Origin of the sequence: Pseudomonas sp. ICMP 460, assembly GCF_002723595.1 — a bacterium.
Lineage (GTDB): Bacteria > Pseudomonadota > Gammaproteobacteria > Pseudomonadales > Pseudomonadaceae > Aquipseudomonas > Aquipseudomonas kitaguniensis.
The window spans coordinates 63,621-73,414 of the sequence record NZ_LKBR01000022.1 but is presented as its reverse complement, the minus strand read 5'-3'; the positions used below and the strand labels follow the sequence as shown (position 1 = coordinate 73,414).

The window sequence follows — 9,794 nt, the reverse complement described above, 5'->3', positions numbered from 1 at the left end:
CTGTGGGAGCAAGCCCCTCCCACATTTTGGTTTGTGAACACATTCAAACTATGGGAGCAAGCCCCCTCCCACATTCTGGTTTGTGAACACATTCAAACTGTGGGAGCAACCCCCCTCCCACATTTTGGTTTGTGAACACATTCAAACTGTGGGAGCAAGCCCCTCCCACATTTTGGTTTGTGAACACATTCAAACTGTGGGAGGGGGCTTGCTCCCGATGGCGGTAGTTCAGTCACTCAATAACCTGCTCCATCATCCACTTCACAAAATCGCGCACCTTGGGCACCTCCGCCGAATGCTCGGGGTACGCCAGGTAATACGCATCCTGGCTCGGCAACGCATGCTGCCAGGGAATCACCAGCTTACCCTCGGCCAGTTCCTCTTCCACCAGAAACCTTGGCAGCAATGCCACGCCGCAGCCCACTTGCGCGGCACGGATGCACATATAGAAGGTGTCGAATCGCGGCCCATGGTAGCTGTGCTCAGTGTGCAAACCCTGGCTGGCGAACCAGTCATGCCAACCCTGCGGTCGCGAGGCATTTTGCAACAGCACCAGTTCGCTCAATTGCGTGGGGTCGCTGAACGGCTGCGCGGGCAAGCTCTCGGGCGCACACACCGGCACCAGTTCTTCGCTGAACAGTTTCAGGCTTTCGGTGCCAGGCCGTGAGCCCTGGCCGAAGTAGAAGGCCATGTCGGCCTTGCCTTGCAGCAGCTCATCGGGTGCCTGTTCATTGCACAGGTCGAGGTGGATGTGCGGGTGCCGCAAGCGCCAGCCCTTGAGGCGCGGCACCAGCCAGCGTGCGCCGAAGGTGTAGGGCGTGGACACGCGCAGCACTTCGGTCTCGCCACCGTAGGAGCGCAGGTAATGCGTGGACATCTCGACCTGCGTGAGAATTTTGCGCACTTCCACCAGGTACAAATCGCCCGCCGGGGTCATCTGCAAGCGGCGGCGCACCCGGCGAAACAGCAGGTGTTGCAGCAATTCTTCCAATTGCGCCACTTGCTTGCTCACGGCGCTTTGCGTGAGGTTCAGTTCCTCGGCGGCGCGTGTGAAACTCAGGTGGCGGCTGGCGGCTTCGAAACACTGCAGGGCGGTGATCGAGGGCAAATGTCTTCGGTTGAGCACGGCATGCCTCTTTTTATTCTTTGCATGAATAAACGGAATGATATCTCGCCTAATCGTCGTTTGTTGGCACGTCTTCTGCCAGCTAAAAATAAACTCACGGATCGTCGTGTGGGCCGCGGCGCAATTTTTTCTGTATAGAGTGAAGGAGTGACCCATGGTTGCCGCATTGCTTGACCGTCTCGGGATTGACCCGACGCTGTACCAGTCGGGTAAACACCCTGTGCATTCGCCGATTGATGGCAGCGTGATCGGCAACGTGCACTGGGAAGGTGCCGCCGAGGTGGAGCAGCAGGTCAGTCGTGCCGAGCATGCATTCGACGCTTGGCGCAAGGTGCCGGCACCGCGCCGCGGCGAGTTGGTGCGCCAGCTCGGCGACGTGCTGCGTCAATATAAGGCCGACCTGGGCGAATTGGTGTCGTGGGAAGCCGGCAAGATCACCCAGGAAGGCTTGGGTGAAGTGCAGGAAATGATCGACATTTGCGATTTCGCCGTCGGCCTGTCCCGTCAGTTGTACGGCTTGACCATCGCCTCCGAGCGCCCCGGCCACCATATGCGTGAAACCTGGCACCCGCTGGGCGTGGTCGGCGTGATCAGTGCGTTCAACTTTCCGGTCGCGGTGTGGGCGTGGAACACCACGCTGGCGCTGGTCTGCGGCAACGCGGTTATCTGGAAACCGTCGGAAAAAACCCCACTCACCGCGCTGGCCTGCCAGGCGCTGTTCGAGCGCGTGTTGAAAAATTTCAAGGACGCGCCCGAGTACCTCAGCCAAGTGGTCATCGGCGGCCGTGACGCTGGCGCGGCACTCGTGGATGACCCGCGTGTGGCCCTGATCAGCGCCACCGGCAGCACCCGCATGGGCCGCGAAGTGGCGCCCAAAGTGGCCGCACGTTTTGCCCGCAGCATTCTGGAGCTGGGCGGCAACAACGCGATGATCCTAGGCCCCAGCGCTGATTTGGACATGGCCGTGCGCGCCATCCTGTTCAGCGCCGTCGGCACCGCCGGCCAGCGTTGCACCAGCCTGCGCCGGTTGATCGCGCACGCATCGGTCAAGGATGAAATCCTCACCCGGTTGAAAGCTGCGTACGCCAAGGTGCGCATTGGCCACCCGCTGGAAGGCAATCTGGTCGGCCCGCTGATCGACAAACACGGCTTCGAGACTATGCAGGACGCCCTGGAACAAGCCTTGAGCGAAGGCGGCAAGGTGTTCGGCGGCAAGCGTCAGTTGCAAGATAAATTCCCGAACGCCTACTACGTGTCGCCAGCGATTGTAGAAATGCCCGAGCAAAGCGAGGTGGTGTGCACGGAAACCTTCGCGCCGATTTTGTATGTGATCGGCTACACCGACTTCAGCGAAGCGCTGCGCCTGAACAATGCCGTGCCGCAAGGCCTGTCGTCGTGCATTTTCACCACGGATGTGCGCGAGGCGGAGCAGTTCATGTCGGCGGTGGGCAGTGACTGCGGCATCGCCAACGTCAACATCGGCCCAAGCGGCGCGGAAATCGGCGGCGCGTTTGGCGGTGAGAAAGAGACCGGTGGCGGGCGCGAGTCGGGTTCGGACGCATGGCGCGGGTACATGCGTCGCCAGACCAATACCGTGAACTACTCGCTGGAATTACCCTTGGCGCAGGGCATTACCTTCGACTGAAGTTACTGAAGTTACTGAGGTCAATGAGGTCAATGTGGGAGGGGGCTTGCTCCCGATGGCGGTGTGCCCGTCAACAGAGATACACCTGACACACCGCCATCGGGAGCCAGCCCCCTCCCACAGTTGATCGGGTTGGCCATTAACAATAATAGTTGTTTGTTGGGTCCTCTGCGGAGTCTGGCAATGCCCTTACGCGAAGCATGTTTGTGGGAACAACTCACCCCTGGCCGCCCGGACCGTGCTGCGCTTAACGGCGAGGTGAAGGTTGATGTGTGCGTGATCGGCGCCGGCATCACCGGCCTCTCGGCAGCGATTCATTTGCTTGAGCAGGGCAAAAGCGTCGCCGTGCTTGAAGCGCATCGCACCGGGCATGGCGGTTCGGGGCGCAACGTCGGGCTGGTTAACGCGGGCCTGTGGATTCCCCCGGACGAGATCGAGGCCGGTTTCGGCGAAGCAGTCGGCAGCCAGCTCAACCGCATGCTGGGTGCGGCACCGTCTTTGGTGTTCAGCCTGATCGACAAATACAGCATCGATTGCCAATTGCGCCGTGAGGGCACCTTGCACATGGCGCACAACGCGCGTGGCGAGGCGGATTTACGCAGCCGTGAAGCACAATGGAAGCGCCGTGGCGCGCCGGTTGAATTGCTCACCGGCCAGGCCTGCGAGCAAGCCACCGGCACCCAAAAGATCGCCGCCGCCTTGCTCGACCGGCGCGCCGGCACCTTGAACCCGATGGCCTACACCTGTGGTTTGGCGAGTGCCGCCGTCGGTCTTGGCGGGCAACTGTTCGACCATTCCCCGGTCACCCAGCTTGAACGCCAGGGTTCACTCTGGTCGGTGCAAACCGCGCAAGGTTCGGTGCAGGCGGCGCACGTGGTAATCGCCTCAAACGCCTACACCGAAGGCGAGTGGACCGAACTGCGGCGCAATTTTTTCCCCGGTTATTACTATCAGGTCGCCTCGGCACCGCTGACCGGCGACGCCGCCCAACAGGTGCTTCCGGGCGGGCAGGGCTCCTGGGACACGCGCCAAGTACTCAGCAGCATCCGCCGCGACGCCGATGGCCGCCTGTTGCTCGGCAGCTTGGGCAACGGCAATCAAAAACCCGCGTGGTTCCTCAAGGCGTGGGCCGATAGGGTGCAGCAGCATTACTTTCCCTACCTCAAAGGGGTGCAATGGGAATACACCTGGACCGGCTGCATCGCCTTTACCCCGGATCACCTGATGCGCCTGTTTGAACCTGCACCGGGCCTGTTGGCAGTGACAGGTTATAACGGGCGTGGCGTGACCACCGGCAGCGTGGTGGGCAAGGCATTCGCTGATTATGTGTGTCACCAGAATGCCCAGGCGTTGCCGATTCCCTTTGCACCGATGCAGCGGCTGGCCAGCCCAGGCCTGCGCAGTTGCCTGTATGAAGCGGGGTTTTCGCTGTATCACGCCGGGCAATGCCTGCGCATCGTCATCTGATGAGCGCAAGGCGGGTTTTTCCTGGCAGGCTACTCATCTGTATTGGTGCGAGTTGTAGCAATCACGCACTGTAAATGTGCAGTTCCGTTACGCATGTTGTTACACGTGCAGGAACTGCCGTTTATTCGTCTGGTCGCGGGTGCGACCCGTCAAGGTTGTACCTTTTTTGTCTGCGGTTGCACCTGTGCGAGCCAGACGGTTGCACGTGCAGCCAAAAGGAGGTGCTGAGCCCTGAACAATAATGACACCGTGTCTTTTTGAAGAATAAAAACGTAATGGCACGCGCCTTGCTCTGAGCTTTGTGTGAAGGGTTGAACACAAGTCGTTGTGCCAATAATCAAAAATATCGGAGCACCACTCATGTCCCAGACGTTTTACAAGAAAGGTTTTCTGGCCCTCGCCGTTGCCGCGGCGTTGGGTGTTTCTACGTTTGTTCAAGCTGATGTGAAGATTGGCGTTGCGGGGCCGATGACCGGCGCCAACGCGGCTTTCGGTGAGCAGTACATGAAAGGTGCCCAAGCGGCAGCCGATGTGATCAACAAAGCGGGCGGTATCAACGGCGAGCAAATCAAGCTGGTCGCCGGCGACGATGCCTGTGAGCCAAAGCAAGCGGTGGCCGTGGCCAACCGCCTGGTCGACCAGGAGAAGGTAATCGGCGTGGTCGGCCACTTCTGCTCCTCGAACACCATTCCAGCCTCTGAAGTGTACAGCGACGCGGGCGTGATCATGATCACCCCGGGCTCCACCAACCCGACGGTCACCGAGCGCGGCCTGTCGGCGGTGTTCCGCATGTGCGGGCGTGATGACCAGCAAGGCATCGTCGCCGGTGACTACATCGTCGACGTGCTCAAAGGCAAAAAAATCGCAGTCATCAACGACAAAGACACCTACGGCAAAGGCTTGGCTGACGCCACCTCTGCCCAGTTGACCAAGCGCGGCGTCAAGCCGGTGCTGGAAGAAGGCCTGACCCGTGGCGAGAAAGACTTCAGCGCCCTGGTCACCAAGATCCGCTCCGTAGGCGCTGACGTGGTTTACTTCGGCGGCCTGCACCCGGAAGCCGGCCCGTTGGTTCGCCAACTGCGTGAAGCTGGCCTGAAAGACGTCAAGTTCATGTCGGATGACGGCGTGGTCACCGACGAACTGGTCGCGACCGCCGGTGGCAAACAGTACGTGGATGGCGTGTACATGACCTTCGGCGCCGACCCGCGCCTGCTGCCGGACAGCAAAACCGTCGTGGAAGAATTCAAGAAGAGCGGTTACGAGCCTGAAGGCTACACCCTGTACGCCTACGCCTCGGTTCAGGCACTGGCGGCTGGCTTCAACGGCGCCAAAAACAACAAAGGCGAAGACGCCGCCAAGTGGCTCAAGGCTAACCCGGTGAAAACCGTGATGGGTGAAAAAGCCTGGGATTCCAAGGGTGACCTGAAAATCTCCGACTACGTGGTTTACCAGTGGGACAAAGACGGCAAATACCACCAGCTGGAAAAGCAGAAGTAAGCCTGAGCGCCACATAACCCCTGTGTGATTGGCGCTGTGATCGATCTCTGTTTTTTCCTCCAGAAGGGCCGCACACCCACGGGTGTGCAGGCTCTCACCGCGTGAGATTGCGTTATGGATGGTATTTTCCTGCAGCAACTGGTCAATGGCCTGACCCTCGGGTCGGTCTATGGCCTGATCGCCATCGGCTACACAATGGTCTATGGCATCATTGGCATGATCAACTTCGCCCACGGCGAGGTTTATATGATTTCCGCTTACCTGGCGGCGATCAGTCTGGCACTGCTGGCTTACTTCGGCATCGAATCCTTCCCGCTGCTCATTCTCGGCACCTTGGTGTTCACGGTGGTTGTCACCGGCGTTTACGGCTGGGTCATTGAACGTGTCGCCTACAAACCGCTGCGCAACTCCACCCGACTGGCACCGCTGATCAGCGCCATCGGTATTTCGCTGATCCTGCAGAACTACGCGCAGATCGCCCAAGGTGCCAAGCAACAAGGTATTCCAACTCTGCTGGCCGGCGCCTGGCGTGTCGATATCGGCAGCGGGTTCGTGCAGTTGACCTACACCAAGGTGTTTATTCTGGTGGCCGCGTTTCTCGGCATGGGGCTGCTGACCTACATCATCAAGTACACCAAGCTCGGCCGCATGTGCCGCGCCACCCAGCAAGACCGCAAGATGGCGTCGATCCTCGGTATCAACACCGACCGCGTGATCTCCTACGTGTTTGTCATCGGCGCCGCCATGGCCGCGCTGGCTGGCGTGCTGATCACCCTCAATTACGGCACGTTCGACTTTTACGCGGGCTTCATCATCGGCATCAAGGCGTTTACCGCAGCGGTACTCGGCGGCATCGGTTCCCTGCCTGGGGCCATGTTGGGCGGGATTATCCTGGGTATCTCCGAGTCGTTGTTCGCGGGGATGATCAACTCTGACTACAAAGACGTGTTCAGTTTCTCGCTGCTGGTGGTGATTCTGATTTTCCGTCCTCAGGGCCTGCTGGGTCGCCCGCTCGTGGCTAAGGTGTAAACATGTCTGCTGCCAAACCTATTGATATCAAGAAAAGTGTGGTCGATACGGTCTTAGCCGGGCTGATAGCGCTGATCGTATTCGGGCCAATCGTCGGCGTGGTGCTCGACGGCTACAGCTTCAACCTGCAACCTGCGCGTGTGGCTGCGCTGGTCGCCATTGTGATGGTTGGCCGCTTCGCCATGAGCCTGTTCCTGCAAACCCCCAAGGGCCTGAAAGTGCTGCAGGGCTTTGAAAGCAGTGGCTCGGGCGTGCACGTGCTGGCGCCGGACTACAAATCACGCCTGCGCTGGATCATCCCGGCGCTGATCGTGATTGCCATCGTGTTCCCGATCTTCGCCAACAAGTACCTGTTAACCGTGGTGATCCTCGGGCTGATCTACGTGTTGCTCGGCCTGGGCCTGAACATTGTGGTGGGCCTGGCCGGCTTGCTCGACCTCGGTTACGTGGCGTTCTATGCGATTGGCGCCTACGGCCTGGCGCTGGGTTACCAATACCTCGGCCTCGGGTTCTGGACGGTGTTGCCGTTGGCCGCCATCGCGGCGGCGCTGGCGGGCTGCATACTCGGCTTCCCGGTACTGCGAATGCACGGTGACTACTTGGCCATCGTGACCCTGGGCTTTGGTGAAATCATCCGCTTGGTGCTGAACAACTGGCTGTCTTTTACCGGCGGCCCGAACGGCATGCCGGTGCCTTCGCCGACCTTCCTCGGCCTGGAGTTCGGGCGCAAAGCGAAGGACGGCGGCATTCCGTTTCACGAGTTCTTCGGCCTCGATTACAACCCCAATATCAAGTTCATGTTCATCTACATCGTGCTGTTTTTAGTGGTGTTGGCTGTGCTGTACGTCAAGCACCGCCTGACTCGCATGCCGGTCGGCCGCGCCTGGGAAGCCTTGCGTGAAGATGAAATCGCCTGCCGTTCGATGGGCCTCAACCACGTACTGGTAAAACTGTCGGCGTTCACCATCGGTGCCTCCACGGCCGGTTTGGCCGGGGTGTTTTTCGCCAGTTACCAGGGCTTCGTCAACCCGTCGTCGTTTACCTTCTTCGAGTCGGCGCTGATCCTCGCCATTGTGGTGTTGGGCGGCATGGGTTCGACGGTAGGCGTGGTGATCGCGGCGTTCGTCTTGACCGTCGCACCGGAGTTGCTGCGCAGCTTCTCTGAATACCGCGTGCTGCTGTTTGGCGTGCTGATGGTGGTGATGATGATCTGGCGCCCACGCGGCTTGATCCGCATCAGCCGCACCGGTGTGACACCACGCAAGGGGGTGGCGCCATGAGCAAAGAAATCGTGCTGTCTGTGGAACACCTGATGATGCATTTTGGTGGCATCAAGGCCTTGAGCGACGTGAGCCTCAAGGTCGAGCGCAACTCGATTTTCGCCCTGATCGGCCCCAACGGCGCCGGCAAAACTACCGTGTTCAACTGCCTCACCGGCTTTTACAAAGCCAGCGGCGGCAAAATCGAACTCAACGTGCGTGGCAAGCAGACCAACGTGATCCAGTTGCTCGGCGAGCGCTTTAAAGCCGTCGATTTCGTGTCGCCGAAAAGCTTTTTCAGCCGGGTGTACTACAAGATGTTCGGTGGCACCCACCTGGTCAACCGCGCAGGCCTGGCGCGTACATTCCAGAACATTCGCCTGTTCAAGGAAATGTCGGTGCTGGAAAACCTGCTGGTGGCCCAGCACATGTGGGTCAACCGCAACATGCTGGCCGGCATCCTCAATACCAAGGGCTACCGCAAGGCCGAAAGCGACGCCCTCGACCACGCGTTTTACTGGTTGGAGGTGGTCGACCTGGTGGACTGCGCCAACCGCCTGGCCGGTGAGCTTTCCTACGGCCAACAGCGCCGCCTGGAAATCGCCCGAGCCATGTGCACGCGGCCGCAGATCATCTGCCTGGACGAACCGGCAGCGGGCCTCAACCCTCAGGAAACCGAAGCCCTCAGCGCGATGATTCGCCTGCTGCGCGATGAACACGACATCACGGTGGTGCTGATCGAACACGACATGGGCATGGTGATGAGTATTTCCGACCACATCGTGGTGCTTGACCATGGCAACGTGATCGCCGAAGGCGGCCCGGACGCGATCCGCAACGACCCGAAAGTGATCGCCGCCTACCTGGGCGCCGATGAAGAGGAACTGGTATGAACGGGCCTATCCTCGAACTGAAAGACCTGGACGTGTTTTACGGCCCGATCCAGGCGCTTAAAAAAGTCTCGCTGCACATCAACGAAGGCGAAACCGTGAGCCTGATCGGCTCCAACGGCGCGGGTAAATCCACGCTGCTGATGTCGATCTTTGGCCAGCCACGCGCCGAGTCGGGGCAGATTCTTTACAACGGTGTCGACATTACCCACAAGTCGTCGCACTACATCGCCTCCAACGGCATTGCGCAGTCGCCGGAAGGGCGGCGGGTGTTCCCCGACATGACCGTCGAGGAAAACCTGCTGATGGGCACCATCCCGATTGGCGACAAGTTTGCCGCCGAGGACATGCAGCGCATGTTCGAGCTGTTCCCACGGCTCAAGGAACGGCGCACCCAACGCGCGATGACCATGTCGGGTGGTGAGCAGCAAATGCTCGCCATCGCCCGCGCGCTGATGAGCCGCCCCAAACTGTTGCTGCTGGACGAACCAAGCCTGGGCCTGGCGCCGATTGTGGTAAAGCAGATTTTCGCCACCCTGCGCGAGTTGGCGGCCACCGGGATGACCATCTTTCTGGTGGAGCAGAACGCCAACCACGCACTGCGCTTGTCGGACCGAGCGTATGTGATGGTCAACGGCGAGATTCGCCTGACCGGCACCGGCAAGGAACTGCTGGTGAACGAGGAAGTGCGCAACGCCTACCTCGGCGGCCACTGATCTAAAGGCTTGATGCAACAACCCATGTGGGAACCGGCTCTCTGTGGGAGCTGGCTTTCCTGCGATGGGATCTCCTCGGGCTAACTGAAAGACCGAGGGGCTTGCCTCGCAGGCAAGCCAGCTCCCACATGAAACGGTTCCCACATTTGTTTTTGGGGTGTTTTC

8 protein-coding genes are annotated in these 9,794 nt (G+C 59.9%); 7 read left to right on the top strand and 1 reads right to left on the bottom strand.

Annotated elements, in window-relative coordinates:
* Positions 1-232: 232 nt before the first annotated feature.
* Positions 233-1,126 carry a LysR family transcriptional regulator gene (locus AO240_RS16325; protein ID WP_099237417.1) on the bottom strand — a complete coding sequence of 298 codons (894 nt, stop codon included), beginning with the start codon at positions 1,124-1,126 and terminating at the stop codon, positions 233-235.
* Positions 1,127-1,280: 154 nt separating this feature from the next.
* Between AO240_RS16325 and AO240_RS16320 the strand changes: the two genes are divergently transcribed.
* The 7 genes from AO240_RS16320 (at position 1,281) to AO240_RS16290 (ending at position 9,629) form a co-directional block, all read left to right on the top strand.
* Positions 1,281-2,771, top strand: a complete 1,491-nt coding sequence (locus tag AO240_RS16320) for an aldehyde dehydrogenase family protein (RefSeq protein ID WP_099237415.1) — start codon at positions 1,281-1,283, stop codon at positions 2,769-2,771.
* 183 nt (positions 2,772-2,954) lie between these two features.
* Positions 2,955-4,238 (top strand): FAD-binding oxidoreductase, encoded by a 1,284-nt coding sequence (locus tag AO240_RS16315; protein ID WP_099237413.1) that lies wholly within the window; start codon positions 2,955-2,957, stop codon positions 4,236-4,238.
* 360 nt (positions 4,239-4,598) lie between these two features.
* Positions 4,599-5,735 (top strand): branched-chain amino acid ABC transporter substrate-binding protein, encoded by a 1,137-nt coding sequence (locus AO240_RS16310; RefSeq protein WP_058411316.1) that lies wholly within the window; start codon positions 4,599-4,601, stop codon positions 5,733-5,735.
* A gap of 114 nt (positions 5,736-5,849) precedes the next feature.
* Positions 5,850-6,764: a branched-chain amino acid ABC transporter permease gene (locus AO240_RS16305; RefSeq protein ID WP_058411315.1), complete on the top strand. Its 915-nt coding sequence runs from the start codon at positions 5,850-5,852 to the stop codon at positions 6,762-6,764.
* Between the two features lie 2 nt (positions 6,765-6,766).
* Positions 6,767-8,044, top strand: a complete 1,278-nt coding sequence (livM, locus tag AO240_RS16300; protein WP_099237409.1) for a high-affinity branched-chain amino acid ABC transporter permease LivM — start codon at positions 6,767-6,769, stop codon at positions 8,042-8,044.
* A complete protein-coding gene (locus tag AO240_RS16295) occupies positions 8,041-8,916 on the top strand; it encodes an ABC transporter ATP-binding protein (RefSeq protein ID WP_099237407.1) in 876 nt (291 codons plus the stop codon). Before livM ends, AO240_RS16295 begins: the two co-directional genes overlap by 4 nt.
* Positions 8,913-9,629, top strand: coding sequence for an ABC transporter ATP-binding protein (locus tag AO240_RS16290; protein ID WP_099237405.1), 717 nt, complete (start codon positions 8,913-8,915; stop codon positions 9,627-9,629). Before AO240_RS16295 ends, AO240_RS16290 begins: the two co-directional genes overlap by 4 nt.
* Positions 9,630-9,794: the final 165 nt, after the last annotated feature.